At 65.6% G+C, this 19099-nt stretch carries 17 protein-coding genes; 13 read left to right on the top strand and 4 right to left on the bottom strand.

From position 1 onward, the window contains the following. Positions 1–80: 80 nt before the first annotated feature. Positions 81–1250, top strand: coding sequence for a MalY/PatB family protein (locus AB4M76_RS15285; RefSeq protein ID WP_368442861.1), 1170 nt, complete (start codon positions 81–83; stop codon positions 1248–1250). A gap of 45 nt (positions 1251–1295) precedes the next feature. On the opposite strand, the gene AB4M76_RS15280 is transcribed toward AB4M76_RS15285, so the two are convergent. Continuing rightward, positions 1296–1655, bottom strand: a complete 360-nt coding sequence (locus AB4M76_RS15280; protein ID WP_368442860.1) for a hypothetical protein — start codon at positions 1653–1655, stop codon at positions 1296–1298. Between the two features lie 172 nt (positions 1656–1827). Here AB4M76_RS15280 and AB4M76_RS15275 point away from each other — a divergent pair, with 172 nt between their 5' ends. The 7 genes from AB4M76_RS15275 to mnmH all read left to right on the top strand — a co-directional run bounded on the left by AB4M76_RS15275 (position 1828) and on the right by mnmH (position 7902). Next, entirely contained in the window at positions 1828–2802 is a 975-nt protein-coding gene (locus AB4M76_RS15275) for a glutathione S-transferase family protein (protein WP_368442859.1), read from the top strand. A gap of 80 nt (positions 2803–2882) precedes the next feature. Continuing rightward, entirely contained in the window at positions 2883–3830 is a 948-nt protein-coding gene (cobD, locus tag AB4M76_RS15270; RefSeq protein WP_368442858.1) for a threonine-phosphate decarboxylase CobD, read from the top strand. Next, positions 3827–4735: an adenosylcobinamide-phosphate synthase CbiB gene (cbiB, locus tag AB4M76_RS15265; RefSeq protein WP_368442857.1), complete on the top strand. Its 909-nt coding sequence runs from the start codon at positions 3827–3829 to the stop codon at positions 4733–4735. The genes cobD and cbiB overlap by 4 nt, the downstream gene beginning before the upstream one ends. A gap of 14 nt (positions 4736–4749) precedes the next feature. After that, positions 4750–5958, top strand: a complete 1209-nt coding sequence (locus tag AB4M76_RS15260) for a lytic murein transglycosylase (protein ID WP_368442856.1) — start codon at positions 4750–4752, stop codon at positions 5956–5958. 13 nt (positions 5959–5971) lie between these two features. Continuing rightward, positions 5972–6373, top strand: coding sequence for a rhodanese-like domain-containing protein (locus tag AB4M76_RS15255; RefSeq protein ID WP_368442855.1), 402 nt, complete (start codon positions 5972–5974; stop codon positions 6371–6373). Positions 6374–6444: 71 nt separating this feature from the next. After that, positions 6445–6795 carry a RidA family protein gene (locus AB4M76_RS15250; RefSeq protein WP_368442854.1) on the top strand — a complete coding sequence of 117 codons (351 nt, stop codon included), beginning with the start codon at positions 6445–6447 and terminating at the stop codon, positions 6793–6795. 51 nt (positions 6796–6846) lie between these two features. Further along, entirely contained in the window at positions 6847–7902 is a 1056-nt protein-coding gene (gene mnmH / locus AB4M76_RS15245; RefSeq protein WP_368442853.1) for a tRNA 2-selenouridine(34) synthase MnmH, read from the top strand. Here the strand turns inward: mnmH and selD are convergent. Then, positions 7886–10060, bottom strand: coding sequence for a selenide, water dikinase SelD (gene selD / locus AB4M76_RS15240; RefSeq protein WP_368443529.1), 2175 nt, complete (start codon positions 10058–10060; stop codon positions 7886–7888). The two genes, mnmH and selD, sit on opposite strands and share 17 nt — an antisense overlap. Positions 10061–10334: 274 nt before the next feature. On the opposite strand from selD, the gene AB4M76_RS15235 reads away from it, so the two are divergent. The 4 genes from AB4M76_RS15235 to AB4M76_RS15220 all read left to right on the top strand — a co-directional run bounded on the left by AB4M76_RS15235 (position 10335) and on the right by AB4M76_RS15220 (position 15423). Next, complete coding sequence (locus AB4M76_RS15235; RefSeq protein WP_368442852.1) at positions 10335–12383, top strand: DEAD/DEAH box helicase; 2049 nt, start codon at positions 10335–10337, stop codon at positions 12381–12383. A gap of 260 nt (positions 12384–12643) precedes the next feature. After that, positions 12644–14041 (top strand): aspartate aminotransferase family protein, encoded by a 1398-nt coding sequence (locus tag AB4M76_RS15230; RefSeq protein WP_368442851.1) that lies wholly within the window; start codon positions 12644–12646, stop codon positions 14039–14041. A 207-nt stretch (positions 14042–14248) separates the two neighbouring features. Next, complete coding sequence (locus tag AB4M76_RS15225; protein ID WP_368442850.1) at positions 14249–14512, top strand: glycine zipper 2TM domain-containing protein; 264 nt, start codon at positions 14249–14251, stop codon at positions 14510–14512. A gap of 152 nt (positions 14513–14664) precedes the next feature. Further along, positions 14665–15423, top strand: coding sequence for a sulfite exporter TauE/SafE family protein (locus tag AB4M76_RS15220; protein ID WP_368442849.1), 759 nt, complete (start codon positions 14665–14667; stop codon positions 15421–15423). On the opposite strand, the gene nagA is transcribed toward AB4M76_RS15220, so the two are convergent. Both nagA and AB4M76_RS15210 read right to left on the bottom strand, forming a co-directional pair. Next, on the bottom strand, positions 15420–16547 hold the full coding sequence (gene nagA, locus AB4M76_RS15215; RefSeq protein WP_368442848.1) for an N-acetylglucosamine-6-phosphate deacetylase: 1128 nt from the start codon (positions 16545–16547) through the stop codon (positions 15420–15422). The two genes, AB4M76_RS15220 and nagA, sit on opposite strands and share 4 nt — an antisense overlap. Next, on the bottom strand, positions 16544–17434 hold the full coding sequence (locus AB4M76_RS15210) for a BadF/BadG/BcrA/BcrD ATPase family protein (RefSeq protein WP_368442847.1): 891 nt from the start codon (positions 17432–17434) through the stop codon (positions 16544–16546). Before AB4M76_RS15210 ends, nagA begins: the two co-directional genes overlap by 4 nt. Before the next feature lie 111 nt (positions 17435–17545). Here AB4M76_RS15210 and AB4M76_RS15205 point away from each other — a divergent pair, with 111 nt between their 5' ends. Next, a complete protein-coding gene (locus AB4M76_RS15205) occupies positions 17546–19009 on the top strand; it encodes a PLP-dependent aminotransferase family protein (protein WP_368442846.1) in 1464 nt (487 codons plus the stop codon). Positions 19010–19099 lie beyond the last annotated feature (90 nt).

The raw sequence follows: 19099 nt of genomic DNA, 5'->3' as shown, positions 1-19099 counted from the left end.
ATGCCCGGGCATCGCGCAACCGGGGGCTTGCAGCCTCTGCGACAGCCGTTAGCTTGGCCGCAATATCAGGAGAGACCAGCATGAGCTTTGACGAGATTATCGACCGGCGCGGCACCCATTGTGCGAAATGGGACAAGATGGAAGCGGTCTATGGGGTGCCCGCCGACACCGGCATCGCCATGTGGGTGGCCGACATGGATTTCCGCCCGCCACAGGTGGTGCAGGACGCACTGCAAGCCCAGATCGACCACGGCGTGCATGGCTATTACGGCGACGACAGCAAATACCTTGCCGCGATCCAGTGGTGGATGGAGCACCGCCACGGCTGGAAAGTCGACGCCAATGCGATCTTTTCCACCCATGGCTTGGTGAACGGCACGGCGATGTGCATCGACGCTTTCACCCAACCCGGCGATGGTGTGGTTCTGTTCACCCCGGTCTATCACGCCTTTGCCCGCGTGATTAACGCGGCCAAGCGGCGCGTGGTGGAATGCCCGCTGACCAATGTTTCGGGCCGCTACGAGATGGATTTCGACGCCTATGACGCCCTGCTCTCGGGCGATGAGAAAATGGTCATCCTCTGCTCCCCGCATAACCCCGGCGGGCGGGTCTGGAGCCGTGAGGAACTGCAGGGCGTCGCGGATTTCGCCAAACGGCATGATCTGGTGGTGGTCTCCGATGAAATCCACCATGATCTGGTGATGCCGGGGCAGAAACACATTCCGATGGCGCATATCGACGGGATCGAAGACCGTCTGGTGATGATGTCCGCCACCACCAAGACCTTCAACATGGCGGGCAGCCATGTCGGCAATGTCATCATCCATGATCCGGAACTGCGCGCGCGTTTCGCCCAGCGGATGGCCGCGATGGGCAGTTCGCCCAATTCCTTCGGGCTGATCATGGCGACGGCAGCCTATTCGCCCGAAGGGGCCGCCTGGCTTGACGAGTTGATCGCCTATCTCGACGGCAACCGCCGGGTGTTCGACAAGGCCGTGAACGCGATTCCCGGGCTGCAATCCATGCCGCTGGAGGCCACTTATCTCGCTTGGGTCGACTTCTCCGGCACCGGGATGGAACAGGCGGAATTCATCGAGCGGGTCGAGAAGACCGCGGCCATTGCCACCAACCACGGCGCCAGCTTCGGCACCGGGGGGGAAAACTATCTGCGCTTCAACCTCGCCACGCCACGTGCGCGGGTTCAGGAAGCCGGCGCGCGGCTGACCGAAGCCTTTGGCGATTTACAGTAGATGCGCGGATGCGCAGGGCAGAACCTCTTGCCCTGCGCGCGACCTTCAGGCCCGGCGGCCATCCTCGATCAACGCCGCCGGCGCGTCAGAGGCGAGTTCAAAATCCAGCGCCGCGCGGTCGGCTACAGCGGTGGCGCGTTTGAACTCATAGCGCATTTCGCCGTCTTCCTCTTCGCCCGCGACGATCAAACACTGGAACAGATGCACGCCCCCGTCATAGAGGTCCACCAACCCGCGCAGGCGCGGCGCATCTTCGGCGGCGATGGAGAAACCCGTCTTCCACAGGGCCAGCACCCGATGCACGTCACCATCAACCTCAAGCCGCAGCCGCGATGCTTTGCGCAGGCTTTCGCGCCGCGCTGCCGCCAGCCCCGCCTGTATTTCCTTAGACAGAAATTCTTCCATGAGTAGCCCCCAAATGATGCCTATAGGCTGACGTAAACTGTGGGATTTTCAAGTTAATATTAGATGACATGGCGGCAGCCTGCATCTGCGCAGAGGTCCTGCGCGGAGGTGAAGATTGGCGGCGCTTGGTCCGCCCCCTAAATCTACCCTCAAACGCGAAAAGGAGAACAACATGGGCCTTTTGGTCGACGGAAAATGGCAGGACAAATGGTATGACACCAAATCCTCGGGCGGCAAATTCGAACGCAGCGAGGCACAGTTCCGCAACTGGGTGACCGCCGATGGCAGCGCCGGGCCGAGCGGCGAAGGCGGTTTCAAGGCAGAATCAGGGCGCTATCACCTCTATGTCAGCCTGGCCTGCCCCTGGGCGCATCGCACCTTGATCTTTCGCCGGTTGAAAGGGCTGCAGGACCATATCGACGTCTCTGTCGTGCATCCCGACATGCTGGGCGAAGGCTGGACCTTTGACCGGGATTTCCCCGCCGCCACCGGCGACCGGCTTTTCGATCTGCCCTTTGCCCGCGACATCTATACCCGCGCCGACCCGAGTTTCACAGGCCGCGTCACCGTTCCGATCCTGTGGGACAAAGAGCGCGAGACCATCGTCAGCAACGAATCTGCCGAGATCATCCGCATGTTCAACAGCGCCTTCGACGGTATCACCGGCAACAGCGATGATTACTATCCCAAGCCCCTGCGGGCGCGCATCGGCGCGGTCAACGCCCGGGTCTATGACGAGGTCAACAACGGCGTCTACAAGGCCGGTTTCGCCACTTCGCAAGCGGCCTATGACGCGGCGGTGCATCCGCTCTTTGACACGCTGGATTGGATCGAAGACCTTCTGTCGCGCAACCGCTACCTCGCCGGCGACAAGATGACCGAGGCCGACTGGCGGCTCTTCACCACGCTGGTGCGGTTCGACAAGGTCTATCACCTGCATTTCAAATGCAACCGCAGGCGGATCGTGGATTACCCCAATATCTGGGCCTATACACGCGCGCTTTATCAGCAGCCGGGCGTGGCCGAGACGGTGAACTTTGACCATATCGTGCGGCATTACCACTACAGCCACGACACGATTAACCCAAACCGCATCATCCCGATCAACCCGGTGCTGGATTTCGACGCCCCGCATGGGCGCGGCTAAACCTCCCCCCTGCCTTGCGGAAGGCGCTTGAACGCGCAGCCCTTTTACGCTTTCACCGCAGCAACGGCAGGGGGATCATCATGCAACAGCCAGACGAGCGGGACCACGGCGGCGGCGTCGATGCGGCAGCGGCGCGTTTCGGCGGGCAGCGGGCGGCGTGGATGGACCTTTCCACCGGGATCAACCCGCAGCCCTACAAGGTCCCCGTGATCCCCGCCGACGCCTGGAACGCCCTGCCCGACGCCGCGGCGCAAAGCGCGATGGAGGAGGCCGCCCGCAGTTTCTGGCAGGTGCCCGAGGGGGCCGCCCTGCTCGCCGTCCCCGGCGCCTCCTCGGCCATCGCCCGCATCCCGGCGCTCGCCGCGCCGGGCCGCGTGCGCATCCCCGGCCCGACCTACAACGAACACGCCGCCAGCTTTGCCGGGTGTGGCTGGCAGGTGGTCGACGCAGGCGAGACAGAGGCCGCTGTCCATGTCCACCCCAACAACCCCGATGGGCGGCTCTGGCAGGCGGCAGAGACGCGCGCGCCGCTCAGCATCATTGACGAGAGTTTCTGCGACATCACCCCTGACGCCACGCTCATGGCGCAGGCCGCGACCCCCGGCACGCTGATCCTGAAAAGCTTCGGCAAGTTCTGGGGGCTGGCCGGGCTGCGGCTCGGCTTTGTCATCGGCGATCCTGCCTTGGTCGCAGCGCTTCGGCAGATGCTCGGCCCATGGCCGGTCAGCGGCCCGGCCCTGCATATCGGCGCGGCGGCGCTGCGGGATCGGGATTGGGCCGAGGCGACGCGGGCGCGGCTGGCGACAGATGCCGAAAGGCTCGACGCCGTGATGACCGGTGCCGGCGCTCAGATCGTCGGGGGCACGCCGCTCTTCCGGCTCTATGAGGTTGACGACGCGCGGCACTGGCAGACCCGCCTCGCCCGGCACCAAATTTGGACCCGCGTCTTCCCCTATAACCGGCGCTGGCTGCGCCTTGGGCTGCCCGCCGCCGACGGCTGGGCGCGGTTAACGCAAGCGCTGGCATGAGCACCGCCGCGATTCTTGTGCTGGCCATGCTGCTTGACGCGGCCTTTGGCGAGCCGGACTGGCTCTGGCGCCGCCTGCCCCATCCCGCCGTGCTGATGGGCCGGCTGATCGGCTGGGGGGACCGCCGGTTCAACCACGGCCAGGCCCGGCACGCCAAGGGTGTGGCGCTGCTGCTGGCGCTGATGCTCGGGGCGGCAGGTCTCGGCTGGGCGCTGAGCCTGCTCGGCCCGCTCATCGAGATTCTGCTCGCCGCCATCCTGCTGGCGCAGCGGTCCTTGGTCGAACATGTCCGCGCCGTGGCCGATGGGCTGCGCCAGTCCCTCGCCGCCGGGCGCCGTGCCGTGGCGATGATCGTCAGCCGCGACACCGCCGAGATGACCGAAGACGCCGTGGCACGTTCGGCCATCGAAAGCGGGGCGGAAAACCTCAGCGACGGGATCATCGCGCCCGCCTTCTGGTTCCTGCTGGCCGGCCTGCCGGGGCTGCTGGTCTATAAGATCGTCAACACCGCCGACAGTATGATCGGCTACCGCACAGCGCGCCACGCCGATTTCGGCTGGGCCGCGGCGCGGATGGACGACCTGATGAACCTCGCGCCGGCCCGGTTGACCGCCCTGCTCATCGCCCTGCCCGGCGGTGTGCTGCACCAGTGGCGCGAGATCCGCGCAGATGCGGCGCTGCACCGCTCGCCCAATGCCGGTTGGCCGGAAGCCGCCATGGCACGGGCCACGGGTGTGGCCCTCGCAGGTCCGCGCGCCTATGATGGGCAATTGCAGCAGTTCGCTTGGGTCCACGGCGCGGGGGCGCGCGTCATCGGGCCACGGGCGATCGATGCCGCCATCACCCGCCTCTGGCAGGCATGGTTGGTGATGTGGGCAATCGCCCTAGTTCTGGCCTGTCTGTGACCAAGAGGATATCTATGCGCCCCTATTTTCTAGCCGCCGCCCTTGCGGCCCTGACCCTGCCCGCCACCGCCCATGCTGAAACAACCCCGGCCCAAACAGCCCCTGCCGAAACAGCCTGTGGCGGCGACTTCTCCAGTTTTATCGCGGATGCCAAGGCCGAAGCCGTGGCCAAGGGCACCGATCCTGCCACCGCCACGCGTTTCTTTGACGGCCTGCGCCAGGACGAGGCCGTGCTGCGCGCGGACCGGGCGCAGGGGGTGTTTCAAAAACCCTTCGTCGAATTTTCGCGCCACCTGATTTCCAGCGACCGGATCAACCGGGGCCGCGCCAATGCCGAGAAATATGACGCCATCTTTGATCGGGTCGAAGCCGACTACGGTGTCAGCCGCGCTGTGCTGCTGGCCTTCTGGGCGTTCGAAACCGATTACGGCGCGTTTCAGGGGGATTTCAACACCGCCAACGCGCTGGCCACGCTGGCGCATGACTGCCGCCGCCCCGAATTGTTCCGCCCGCAGCTCTTTGCCGCGCTGGACCTGTTTGAACGCGGCGAGTTCGACCCCGACACCACCACGGGCGCCTGGGCCGGGGAGATCGGCATGGTGCAAATGCTGCCTCGTGACATCATCGAAAACGGTGTCGACGGGGATGGCGATGGCAAGGTCTCACTGAAAACCTCGGTCCCCGATGCGCTGATGTCGGGCGGCAAGATGCTGCAAAGCCTCGGCTGGCGCGCGAACGAGCCTTGGCTGGCGGAAGTGTCATTGCCGGAGGATTTCGACTGGTCGCAAACCGGGTTGGAAACCACCAAACCGGTCAGCGCATGGCAGGCCATGGGCGTGACCCCGCGCGGTGGGCAACTGGCCGAGGGGCTCACCGCCTCTGTCCTGCTGCCGCAGGGGCGCGGCGGGCCGGCGTTCATCGCCTACCCGAACTTCCGCGTCTATTTCGAGTGGAACCAGAGCTTCACCTACGTCATGACCGCCGCCTATTTCGCCACCCGGCTGGACGGCGCGCAGGTTTTCGACGCCGGCAATCCCGCGCCGGGGCTGGAGGGCGAGGCGATGAAGTCCCTGCAACGAAAACTACAGGCCAAGGGCTATGATGTGGGCGAGATTGACGGCATCCTCGGCTCCGGCACCCGTGCCGCCGTGCGCGAGGAACAGGCCCGCCTTGGGCGCCCCGTCGATGGCTGGCCGACGCCGGACCTGCTGAACCAATTGTAAGGAGAAGACCCCGATGGCCCTCAAGAAAACCGCCGCCCAAATGGTCGCCGAGGCCCGTGCCCGGATTGAAGAGATCGACAGCGCTGAGGCCATCGCCATGCTGGACGACGAAGACGTGCAATTCGTCGACCTGCGTGACCCCCGCGAACGCGAGCGCACCGGGTTCATCCCCGGTGCCTTTCACTGCCCCCGCGGCATGCTGGAGTTCTGGGTCGATCCCGACAGCCCTTACTTCAAAGACATCTTTGCCCAGGACAAGAAGTTCGTCTTTCACTGCGCCTCGGGCTGGCGCTCGGCCATATCGGTGGCGACGCTGCAAGACATGGGCTTTGACGCGGCGCATCTGAAGGATGGTTTCGGCGGATGGGAGAAAGCGGGCGGCCCAAAAGAGGGCGGAAAGGTCGAGAAAGCCTGAACCGCGGGCTTTGATCTGGCCTCCCTCTCGCAAAGCTGCCACAACCCTTTCGACGTCAAAGGAGAGACAGAATGACCGAGATCAAACGCCACCACAGCAACACCCGCATGAGCCAGATCGTCGAACATGGCGATGTGATCTACCTTGCCGGGCAGGTCGGCACGGCGGGCGCGGATGTCGCCACCCAGACGCAGGACTGCCTTGATAAGGTCGACGCCCTGTTGGCCGAAGTGGGCAGCGACAAGACCCGCATCCTGCAATCCACCATCTGGTTGGCCGATATGGCCGATTTCGCGGCGATGAACGACGTTTGGGACGCTTGGGTGCCCGAAGGCCATGCGCCAGCCCGCGCCTGCGGCGAATCCAAACTCGCCACGCCGGACTATCTGGTCGAAGTGCTGGTGATCGCCGCCAAGGCCTGAGCCATTGCCTCGCGCCCAGTCACGGTGCGCGGGGCTTTGCCGGAACCCCAGATGACCCCCTGCACCCTCACCGCCCTGTCGGACCTCGCCACGCTCAATGTCGATACGATCATCGACGTGCGCGCCCCTGCGGAATATGCCGAGGACCATCTGCCCGGGGCCATCAACCTGCCGGTGCTGTCGGATGCGGAACGGGCCGAGGTCGGCACGATCTACAAACAGGTCAGCCCCTTTGACGCCCGAAAAATAGGCGGGGCGCTGGTGGCGCAGAACACCGCGCGGCATTTGCAGGGGGCATTGGCCGACAAAAACGGCAGTTGGCAGCCGCTGGTCTATTGCTGGCGCGGCGGGCAACGCTCCGGCGCCTTTTCCACCATCCTCGATCAGATCGGCTGGCGCGTGCAGCTGCTGCGCGGCGGCTATCGCAGCTATCGGCGGCTGGTTGTCGAGACGCTCTATGCCCGACCGCTGCCGCACCGTTTGATGCTGATCGAAGGCGGCACCGGCACCGCCAAGACCCGGCTGCTGCACCATCTGGCCGAGACCGGCGCGCAGGTGCTGGACCTTGAAGGTCTGGCGCAGCACCGCGGCTCTCTGTTCGGCGCCATGAAGGGCGGGCAGCCGCCGCAGAAGATGTTCGAGACAGGGCTCGCGCAACGGCTCGGCGCGCTCGATCCGGCGCGGGTGACATGGGTCGAGGCTGAAAGCAGCAAGATCGGGGATTGCACCCTGCCCCCCGCGCTCTGGTCCGTGATGAGCGCCGCGCCGCGGGTCGAGATCACCGCCCCGCTCGCCGCGCGGGCGCATTTCCTTTGCCGGGCCTATGACGATCTGACGGCCACCCCCAGCCTGCTCGAAACACGCATTGACAGGTTGCGCCCCTATCACAGTGGAGAGACCCTCACCGCATGGCTGGCGCAAGCCCGCGCGGGCGATTGGGCCAGCCTTGCCGAAGCGCTGATCGGCCAGCACTATGACCCGCGCTATGCCAAAGCCGCCAGCCGCAACCCCGCGCCGGTTGCGCGGCTGTCGCTGCGCGATCTCGATGAGCCCACATTGGCCGAGACCGCCGCGGCGTTGCACACCCGTTTCAACGCAGACGCATAGACGGGGCGCCTGTCGCCAACCGCCCGATGATATGGCCCTCAAGCCCTGCCGCCTCCAGCCGCGCCAGTGCTGCCTTTGCCGCCGCGTCTGGCAGAGCCGCCAGCAGCCCCCCAGCGGTCTGCGGATCATGCAAGAGCGGGTTCACCGGACCCGCCGCACGGATCGGCGCATCCGCTTGATTGATCGGCAAGAGCGACGAGGCCACCCCCTGATCCGACAGCGCCTGCGCACCGGGGTAAAGCGGCACCGCGCCGCCCCAAAGCTCTGCCGCCAGCCCCGAGGCACGGCAGATCGCCTGCACATGCCCGGCGAGGCCAAAGCCCGTTACATCCGTCATGGCATGGGCATTCGCCAGTATCTCCGCCTCCCGCGCCTGCGGTGTGGCCATGCGGCGCAGCGCCTCGGCCACGACCCGCCCTGGCGCGCTCCCCGCCATATGACCGGCAAGGATCACCCCCGACCCGATGGGCCGGGTGAGCAGCAAGAGATCGCCCGGCTGCGCGCCGCCGACGCCAAGCGGCACCTCGGTGCGCGTGCCGGTGACCGTGAAACCAATGGTCAGTTCTGCGCCCATGGTCGTATGGCCGCCGACGATCTGCGCCCCGGCGGCCGCCATGACATCCTGCGCCGCCCCCGCGATCTCGCGCAGGGTGCGGGCCTGCAACGCCGGCGCCATGCGCGGCAGGATAATAGAGCTTAACGCGACCTGCGGCTTGGCCCCCATCGCCCAGATATCGCCCAAAGCATGGACCGCCGCGATCCGTGTCATCTGCGCCGGGTCTTCGATAAAACCGCGCAGGTGGTCCGTGCTCAGCACCTGAAAGCCGCCGCCCGGCTGCCGCAGGATAGCCGCATCATCGCCTGCGCCGGTGACGACATCGCCCGCCACCGGGGGGCACACCTGAGCCAGCAACTCCCCCAGCACCGCGCCGCCCACCTTGGCCCCGCAACCGCCGCAGAGCGGCTTGCCCGCCAGCGCCTCCGGCAGGCCCAAGGCCATGGGGCCGGCCGGCGCGTCGCTCTGCATCGCGGGCAGATCATCAAGCTGGTCCATGAACTTCCGGTCGATCCGGTCCTTCCACTGCCACAGCAGCGCGCCGCTGACGGCGAGCCCATTGCGCTCGGCCACGGCGGCTTTCCCGCCCAGAGAAATCAGCTTGAGATATTGCGTCTGCGGCTTGAACGCCCGCCGCGCGCCGCCGCTCAGCGCGGCGCGCAGATTGTCATGCAGTACCGGCGCCGCGCGCACGGCAAAGACACCGGCCTTGGGCCGCGGGGTGGCCTCCATATGGGCGCAGTCGCCCACCGCGAAAAGCGCCGGATCACCCAGCACACCCAGATCGGCCCCGACCCGGATGAACCCCTCATGCAGCGGCAAGTCCGTCTGCGCGAGCCAACCCTGCGGCACCGCCCCCGCCGCGCCGACGCAAAGCGCGGCGGCGATCGGGGAGCCATCCGCCAAGATCACCTCGCTGCGGGTGACCCGGGTGACCTTGGCATCAAGCGCCAGTCTCACCCCCAAATCCGCCATGCGCCGCCGCACCATGGCCTCGGTCCGGGGGGCCATGCCGGACAGTTGCGGCCCATGTTCCACCAGTGTCACAGCAGGCTGCGCCCCCGCCGCGCGCAGCGCGAAAGCCATTGCCATCGCCAATTCGCAGCCCGCGACACCGCCGCCGATCACCGCCACCTCGGGCGGCTGCTGCCCCGCCTTCACCGCCGCCAAAAACGCGCGCCAACGCTCAGCATAGATGTTCAGCGGTTTGGCCCCGACCGCATGTTCGGCAAATCCCGGCAAGCCCATGTCAGAGGTGACGCCCACATCGAATGAGGCCACGTCATAGCCCAGGGCGCCCTGCCCCTCGACCATGATCTCACGTGCGGCGCGGTCGATGCCTATGGCCTTGCCCAAGATCAGCCGCGCCCCGGCATGGCGGCAGAGGCGCATCAGATCGATCTCCAACGCATCGCGTTCATAGTGGCCGGCGATATGACCGGGCAGCATCCCGGTATAGGGGGCTGTCGGGCCGGGGTTGATCACCGTCAGCCGCGCGCCGGGCAGCGGGTCCATCCCCCATTTGCGCAGCACCAGCGCATGGGCATGGCCGCCCCCCACCAGCACCAGATCCCGCGTCAGGGGCAGATCGCCTTGCACCAGATTGCCTCACTCTCTCTTTTCGCTTTGGATATAGCTAACCGAACCCGCCCGCAGGCACCATTGGCCTGACTGAGATGTGAGGGGGATCAGACGGCATTTCCCCGCCCATTCAGGCCAGCAAAGCCACCAGACCGGTAAAAAGGGTGACATTCCCCCCCAAAACCCCCATGTACATTCCACCTCTGACCCTCTACCGACGGTCGGATTCCTTTGCCGTGGCTGGTAGCACCACGTGCCCGCCCCCCGCACAAACGTTCAAGACAGGACAGCCTTCGTGATCCAGACTATTGCCGATGCCCTTGCCCAGCAGGGTTATGAAACACTTACCGCCGTGCAGGAGGCCGTCACAGACCCCGCGCTTGCCGACAGCGACCTGCTGGTCTCGGCCCAGACCGGGTCGGGCAAGACGGTGGGCTTTGGCCTTGCCATCGCGCCGACGCTTTTGGGGGACGACGGCCATTTCGGCCCCGCCGGCGCCCCGCTGGCGCTGATCATCGCGCCGACCCGCGAGCTTGCCATGCAGGTCAGCCGCGAGCTGACATGGCTTTACGGCAAAGCGGGCGCGGTGGTCACCACCTGCGTCGGCGGCATGGACACCCGCACCGAGCGCCGTGCGCTCGACCGGGGCGCGCATATCGTCGTCGCCACGCCGGGCCGGCTCTGTGACCACATCAAACGCAACAACATCAACCTTGAGGCGATCCGCGCGGTGGTGCTGGATGAAGCGGATGAGATGCTCGACCTCGGTTTCCGCGAAGACCTTGAGTTCATCCTGTCGGAATCCCCCGAAGAGCGCCGCACGCTGCTGTTTTCGGCCACCGTGCCCGCCGCCATTGCGAAACTCGCGAAATCCTACCAGCGTGACGCGCAGCGCATCACCACCGTGGGCGAGACCAAACAGCACAGCGATATCGAGTACCGCGCGCTCAACGTCCACCCGCGCGACACCGAGAACGCGATCATCAACGTGCTGCGCTTCTATGAGGCCAAGAACGCCATCGTGTTCTGCAACACCCGTGCAGCCGTGGCACGGCTGACCACGCGTTTCACCAACCGCGGTTTCTCGGTCGTGGCGCTCTCGGGCGAGCTGACACAGTCCGAGCGCACCAACGCGTTGCAGGCGCTGCGCGACGGGCGCGCCCGGGTCTGCATCGCCACCGATGTCGCCGCGCGCGGGATCGACCTGCCGAACCTCGAACTGGTGATCCACGCCGATCTGCCCAGCAACTCCGACACGCTGCTGCACCGCTCGGGCCGCACCGGCCGTGCCGGGCGCAAGGGGGTTTCGGCGCTGATCGTGCCTGCGAAACTGCGCGGCAAGGCGAACCGGCTGATTGGTGGCGCCAAGCTGAAAGTCGAATGGGCCGCCCCGCCCTCCGCTGCCGAAGTGAATGCCGCGGATGAGGCGCGCCTGCTGGCCGATCCGGCATGGTCCGACCCGATCCCCGAAGACGCCGAAGGCTTTGTTGCCAATCTGGTCGAGCAATTCAGCGCAGAGCAACTGGCCACCGCCTTCGTCAATCTCTACCGCGCGCGCCAATCGGCGCCGGAAGAACTGGCCGAACCCGGCGCGCCCGGTGACGACAAGCCGCGCCCGGCCTTCGGCAAATCGATCTGGTTCTCGATCTCCACCGGTCGCAACGATGGGGCCGAGCCGCGCACCTTGCTGCCGATGCTCTGCCGCCGGGGTGATCTGACCAAGGACGACATCGGCGCGATCCGCGTGCAGGGCAGCCACAGTTTTGTCGAAGTGTTGGAGACCTCCGTGCCCGGTCTGCTTGCGGCGCTTGGCGGTGATATGAAGCTGGAAGACGGCGCGGTGCTGACACAGCTTGACCGCGCGCCCGATCTGGCGCGTGGCCCGAAACCTGCGGGCAAACGCGGCCCGAAACCCGGCGGCGGCTACAAGGGCGACCGCGACCGGCGCCCGCGCCCGCCGCGCGACAGCTATGACCCCGACGCGGCCCCCGCCCCGCGCAAACCCCGCGCCAAAGCGGCGGATGGCCCCGGTGCGGCGTCTTTCGATAAGCCCAAGTTCGACAAACCCCGCGCCCCCAAGGGCGAACGCCCGCCAAAGTCGCATAAGACCGAGCGCAGCCCGATGAAGCCCGGGGCGACGCCAAAGCCCAAGGCGAAAGCGGTGTGGAAAAAGGAAAAGCCTGCGGGCGAGGCACCGCGCAAGGGCAAGGGCAAACCGACCACCTCGGCCACCACCCCCGGCGGCGAGAAGTCTTATAAACGCGCCTCCGATCCGTCGAAACGCTTCACCCCGCCGAATAAAATCGGCAAACAGGGTGGCAAGGGCGGCCCGAAATCGAAGTAAAGGCAAACGCCGGGGCATCCCCCCGGCGTTTCTGCACGCGGCCGCCAGATTTTTCAGATCAGCTTTTTCAATTCGGACTTTTCAAAAAAGTCCGGCCTGATTTCTTTAAAAGAAATCAGCACCTCCGGCTGGCCTTAATAACCAATTCAAACTGGCACTACGCGCGGCGCGGCATTTGCGGTGAGGTGATAGCTGTACACCCCGCGCCCGCAGGGGCTTCATTCGTGGGTTCGCCCACCCGCATAGAAAGGTCTGATCCGATGGACGGCAATTTCAACGAGAATGACATCTCCCGCGTTGTCGAAGCGGACCGCGCGCATATCTGGCATCACCTGAGCCAGCACAAACCCTATGAAACCACCGACCCGCGCATCATCGTCGAAGGCAAGGGCATCCGGGTCTGGGATCAAAACGGCAAGGAACACCTCGACGCCGTCTCTGGCGGGGTCTGGACGGTGAACGTCGGCTATGGCCGTGAAAGCATCGCCAATGCGGTGCGCGACCAATTGATCAAGCTGAACTATTTCGCAGGCTCCGCAGGCTCCATCCCCGGCTCGCATTTCGCCGAAAAGCTGCTCGACAAGATGCCCGGCCTCGACCGCGTCTACTATTGCAACTCCGGCTCCGAGGCGAATGAGAAAGCCTTCAAGATGGTGCGCCAGATCGCCCATAAGCGCTATGGCGGCAAGAAGCACAAGATCCTCTACCGCGACCGGGATTATCACGGCACCACCATCGGCTGCCTGTCGGCGGGCGGCCAGGAAGAGCGCAATGCGCAATACGGGCCTTTCACACCGGGTTTCGTGCGCGTGCCGCATTGTCTTGAATATCGCAGCTTTGAGCAGGACGGCGCGCCGCAAGAGAACTACGGTGTCTGGGCGGCGGATCAGATCGAAAAGGTGATCCTCGCCGAAGGGCCGGAAACCGTCGGCGCGCTCTGCCTTGAGCCGGTGACCGCAGGTGGCGGCGTGATCTGCCCGCCCGAGGGCTATTGGGAGCGCGTGCAGGAGATTTGCCGCAAATACGACATCCTGCTGCATATCGACGAGGTCGTCTGCGGCGTGGGCCGCACCGGCACCTGGTTCGGCTATCAGCATTACGGCATCCAGCCCGATATGGTGACCATGGCCAAAGGCGTCGCCTCTGGCTATGCCGCCATCGCCTGCCTAGTCACCACCGACGCCGTCTTTGACATGTTCAAGGACGATGCCAGCGATCCGCTGAACTACTTCCGCGACATTTCGACCTTTGGCGGCTGCACCGCAGGGCCGACGGCAGGGATCGAAAACATGCGCATCATCGAAGATGAGGGCTTGCTTGAGAACACCACCAACATGGGCAACTACATGCTGGAACAGTTGCACGCGCTGGCCGACAAACATGAGATCATCGGCGATGTGCGCGGCAAGGGGCTGTTCCTCGGCGCGGAACTGGTGACGGATCGCGACAGCCGTGCCCCGGTGGAGGAAAAGCGCATTCAGGCCGTGGTGGGCGACTGTATGGCCCAAGGCGTCATCATCGGGGCAACCAACCGCTCGCTGCCCGGCAAGAACAACACGCTGTGTTTCTCGCCCGCGCTCATTGCCACCCGCGACGACATTGATGAGATCATCACGGCGGTGGAGGGCGCGCTTGGCCGGGTCTTTACTTCGGCGTAAAACCGCAAGGCAGATTTGAAAGAAGGCCGCATCGGTTGACCCGCTGCGGCCTTCGGCTATCTACGTCCCTGTCTTGCCCGAACATGACATCAGAGATGAAAATTCTCCTGCGCGGAAGCGTATGAAAGTTTTCTGAAATTTTAACGCCTTCGTGGGAACATCTTCCTTTTCCCCTGCGTTGGCACATGAGTAACATGGGAGAAAGACATGAAGAAGTTTCTTATCGCAATTCCGATGATCGCCGGTCTGGCCGCTTGTGATGGCACCACGTCCAATCAGGGTGCTTTGACAGGCGCAGCCTTGGGCGCCGCGACAGGCGCTGCCGTCTCCGGCGGTGACGACAAGGTGCAAGGCGCCATCATCGGCGGTCTCGCCGGTGCGGCGGCTGGCAACTACATCGGCCAGACCCAGTCCGGTAAATGCGTATATCAGAACTCTGCCGGTCAGCGTTACTACGCAGCCTGCCCCTAAGCGGCTGAATTAACGCGAAACCGCGTATCCGGCCTCGACCTTTCGGTCGGGGCCTTTTCTTTTCGCCGCCCCATCTTGGAAGTCTCAGCCTTTGCCCCTAACAGGAGTGGAAGCGTCAAAACAGGCGCAGTGAGGGGGGATCAGTGACGGGCATGGCATTCACGGATATCGCAGTTCTATTGCTGGCGGCTTTTGGCGCCGGCGTTTTGAACACCATCGCGGGCGGCGGGACATTCCTGACCTTCCCGGCGCTGGTCTTTACCGGCATCCCCCCGGTGGCCGCCAATGCCACCAGCGCGGTTGCGATCTTTCCCGGCTATCTGGCCGGGGCGTTTGGGTTCCGGCGCGAGCTTGCCGGGATCAAACGCGGGCGGCTGATCCGGCTCTGCCTGATTACGCTGGCGGGCGGTGCGGTCGGGTCGGGCCTGCTGCTGATCTCGTCAAATGAGGCTTTTGCCGCTGTGGTGCCTTTCCTGCTGCTGGCCGCCACGCTGGCGTTCCTGCTGGGCGAACGCATCCGCGCCTTTGCCGCCGCCCATGCCCGCGCCGTCACGCCCGAAGGGGCGCTCGGGCTTTTCGCGGTCAGCGTCTATGGCGGCTATTTCAACGGCGGCTTGGGGATCGTCCTGCTGGCGCTTTTCGCGCTTTGGGGGATGACCGATCTGCTGGGGATGAACGGGCTGAAAAACGGGCTTAGCTTTGCCTTATCGGCAATCTCGGTCGCGATCTTTGCTTTGGCCGGGCTGGTGGCTTGGCCGCAGGCGCTTTTGATGATGCTCTCGGCCACCGCAGGCGGCTATGCTGGCGCCCCGCTGGCGCGGGCGCTGCCCAAGGAAGTGGTGCGCTGGTTGATCGCGGCCATCGGTTTCGGGATGAGCGCGGTGTTCTTCTGGCGGTGGATCGCGGGCTAGGCCAAGAGGCGGGATGTGCCGCTCTCGGGGTAATAGTGCAGCAGCACCCCCGGCGTTTCGATCTGCCCCAGCCCGCCCTTTTTTCGCAACAAGGCCGCCGGCCCCGAGGTCGCCATGGCCAGAGCCTGCGCCAGCGGCACATCGGCCGAGCCCACCAAAGTCCGCACTGCGTGGCCCATTTCCAGATCCGCCCCCGCCAGCGTCCCATCCGCCAAGGTCAACCGGCCTTCACTGCGGTAAACCGCGCGCCCATTGAGCGAAAAGCTCTGAATATCCGACCCGGCGGTTGCCATGGCATCGCTGACAAGGAAGATCCCCGCCCCCTTGGCCGCCAGCGCATTGCGCATCGAGGCCGGGTGGACGTGAATCCCATCCGCGATCAGCCCCGCCTGCACATCCGCCCGCGCCAGCGCCGCCCCCACCAGACCCGGCGCGCGGTTGCCCATCTGGCTCATCGCGTTGAACAGATGCGTCACGCAGCGCGCCCCGGCGTCAAAGGCCGCGATACAGGTCTCGTAGTCGGCATCGCTATGGCCCAGGGATACGATCACCCCCGCCTGCGCCATGGCGCTGATCTGCGCGCGGGTCACCGTTTCCGGCGCAACCGTGACCATGAGATTGGGCAGGCGCGCCGCGGCCTGCAGGATCAGATCGATGTCCGCGCTCTCCATCGGGCGGATCAGCGCCGCGTCATGCGCCCCTTTGCGCGCGACGGAGAGATGCGGCCCCTCAAGATGCAGCCCGATGATCCCCGGCACCGCATCGGCCACCGCCTGCGCCACGGCATCAATCGCGGCGGCGGTGACCTCGGGCCTGTCGGTAATCAGCGTCGGCAGAAACCCCGCGACCCCGGTGGCGCGGTGGGCCATGGCCATGCGGCGCAGGCTGGCCCCATCCGGCGCCGCGTTCAACATCACCCCGCCGCCGCCATTGACCTGAAGATCGACGAAACCGGGTGTCAGCACGCCGCCCTCCAAGACCTCTGTCTCGCAGCCCTGTGGCACATCCTGCGGCGCAAGGATGCGGCGGCGACCGTCTTGCAGCAGCGCAAGCGCGGCCCCGTCATGCAGCCGCTGCCCGTCATGCACATCCGCGCCGGTGAAGATCTTGATAATCTCGCTCATGTCAGCGCTTCCTCAGCTACCGCGCGGCGGGCCAGTTCAAGCGCCCCGTCCAGCGCCGTGCCCTGCGGGGCCACCAGGCCGGAAAGGTGATCCGAGGGCAGAAACCCGGCGTAATGCGGCCCGATACCACCCAACAGACAGAGCCGGTCCCCGGGGGTGAACCCCAAGGCCCTAAGCCCGCGGCAGCAATAGGCCGCCCCCTCCTGCATCAATGCGGTCGCCAATGGGTCTGACCGGCGGGCGGCCCGAAGAACCTCGGGCGCGAAAGCCGCGTAATCGCCCGGCTGGGCGGTCAGGCTGAACGCGGTGACGGCAAAAGGGTCCTCGCCGAAATGGCGCAGCAGACCGCGGGTCAGATCGCTATGCGGCAAAAGCCCGTCATGGCATTGCAGCGCCCGGTCCAGCGCCGCCCGCCCCAGCCATGCGCCGGAGCCTTGGTCGGCCAGATGAAACCCCCAGCCCCCGACATAGCGACAGGTCACGCCATCCGTGGCGGCGATGATCGTGCCGGTCCCGATCGCCAGCACCCAGCCCGCGACACCCGCGCCCAAAGCGCCGCGCACACAGGCCGGGCGGTCATCATCGGCGATGATCCGACGGTAGGGCAGCGCGTCCTGCAACCGGGCCGCATCCCGCGCGGGGTTCATGCCAGCAAGGCCGATATAGGCCGTGGCCCCCGCGAGCGCGTCCAGCGGCAGGCCCGCGGCGGCGGCTGCCGCTTCCACTGCCATGCGCAGGTTGATCAGCGTTTGCGCCGGGTCCGTGCCGATATTCGCCCGCCCGCCTTCGGCCCGGCCTAAGATACCCGCGGCAGTGCCAACCGCCGCGCGGCAGCCGGTGCCGCCACCGTCCACTGCAATCAAGATATCCTGGGCTGAAATTGTCATGTGCCATTTCTAAGCGAGAGCCGTCGGGAACGGAAGTGCGACCCGCCGCGCCGCGCCACAGGCGATAATGCCAGATTGCGCGCCCGCTAAGTCCAGCCTAAGCTCACACCCATGGCCCTCCCCGTCGAAACCTTCTTTCTGCGCCCTGACGCCCAAGGCACGCTGCAACAGCAGATCCAGCAGATGATCGCCCAAGGCATCCTCGCCGGGCGCTATCAGCGCGGGGAGAAGCTACCCTCGACCCGCAAACTCGCCGCGCATCTGGGCGTCAGCCGCATCACCGTGACCATCGCCTATACCGAGCTTCTGGCGAATGACTACCTCACCTCGCGCGGGCGCTCGGGCTATTTCGTCTCGGACAACGCCCCCGCGCCGCCCGCCTTTGCGCCCAAGGTCCACAGCGATGACGCCATCGACTGGACCCGCGCCATTGGCCAGCGGTTCAGCAACAACGCCCTGCCGGCCAAACCCCAGAACTGGGCCAGCTATCGCTATCCCTTCATCTACGGGCAGGCCGATCCGGCGCTTTTCGACCATACGAATTGGCGGCTCTGCGCGCTGCAAGCTCTGGGCCAGCGCGACTTTACCTCGATGACCACGGATTACTACGATCAGGACGACCCGCAGCTGGTGGAATTCATCGCCCGCCACATCCTGCCCCGGCGCGGGGTCTCTGCGCGACCCGAGCAAATCCTCATCACCATGGGCGCGCAGAACGCGCTTTGGCTGACCGCGCAGGTCCTGCTGACCCAACGCCGCCGCGCCGTGCTGGAAGACCCCTGCTACCCGGCGCTCAGCGGTATCCTGAGCCAGTCGCGCTGCCATATCGCCCCGGTGCAGGTGGACCAAGACGGCCTCCCGCCCGAGGCGATCCCGCCGGATACGGATGTGATTTTCACCACTCCCAGCCACCAATGTCCGACCAATGCCACCATGCCGATGGACCGACGCCGCGCGCTGCTGGCCCGCGCAAGGGAACTGGAGGCGCTGATCGTAGAGGATGACTACGAGTTTGAGATGTCCTTTCTCAAGCCGCCTTCGCCCGCGTTGAAATCGCTCGATGACGAAGGGCGGGTGATCTATGTCGGCAGTTTCTCCAAATCGCTCTTCCCGGGGCTGCGGCTGGGCTATCTGGTCGGGTCTGAGCCTTTCATCCGCGAGGCCCGTGCCCTGCGCACCAGCGTGCTGCGCCACCCGCCCGGCCATATCCAGCGCACCGCGGCCTATTTCCTGTCGCTGGGCCATTACGACGCGCTGGTGCGGCGCATGGGGGGCGCACTGCATGAGCGTCGCCGCGTAATGGAATCCGCGCTGGAGACCCATGATCTCGGGGTGTCCGGACGCGGTGCCTATGGGGGATCATCCTTTTGGATGCGCGCGCCAAAGACGGTGGACAGCGCGGTCCTGGCCGAGAACCTGCGCGCCCGCGACGTGTTGATCGAACCCGGCCATGCGTTTTTCACCGGCGCCGATCGGGCCACGAATTACTACCGTTTGGCCTACTCCTCGATCCCAAGCGCGCGGATCGCCGAAGGGGTCGAACTGATCGCCGAAGAGATCGCCAGATTGGCCTGATCTGGCCCTAAGCCGGCGTCGCATCTGGCCCTAACGCCGTGGTAGAACCCCGCCTAGTCTGCGCCAAAATTGCCCCCCCCTTCGTCCAAA

The sequence above is a fragment of the Sulfitobacter sp. PS-8MA genome, assembly GCF_040933935.1.
Classification (GTDB): Bacteria; Pseudomonadota; Alphaproteobacteria; order Rhodobacterales; family Rhodobacteraceae; genus Sulfitobacter.
The sequence above is the reverse complement of the archived record's forward strand: the minus strand, read 5'-3'. Positions and strand labels throughout refer to the sequence as shown.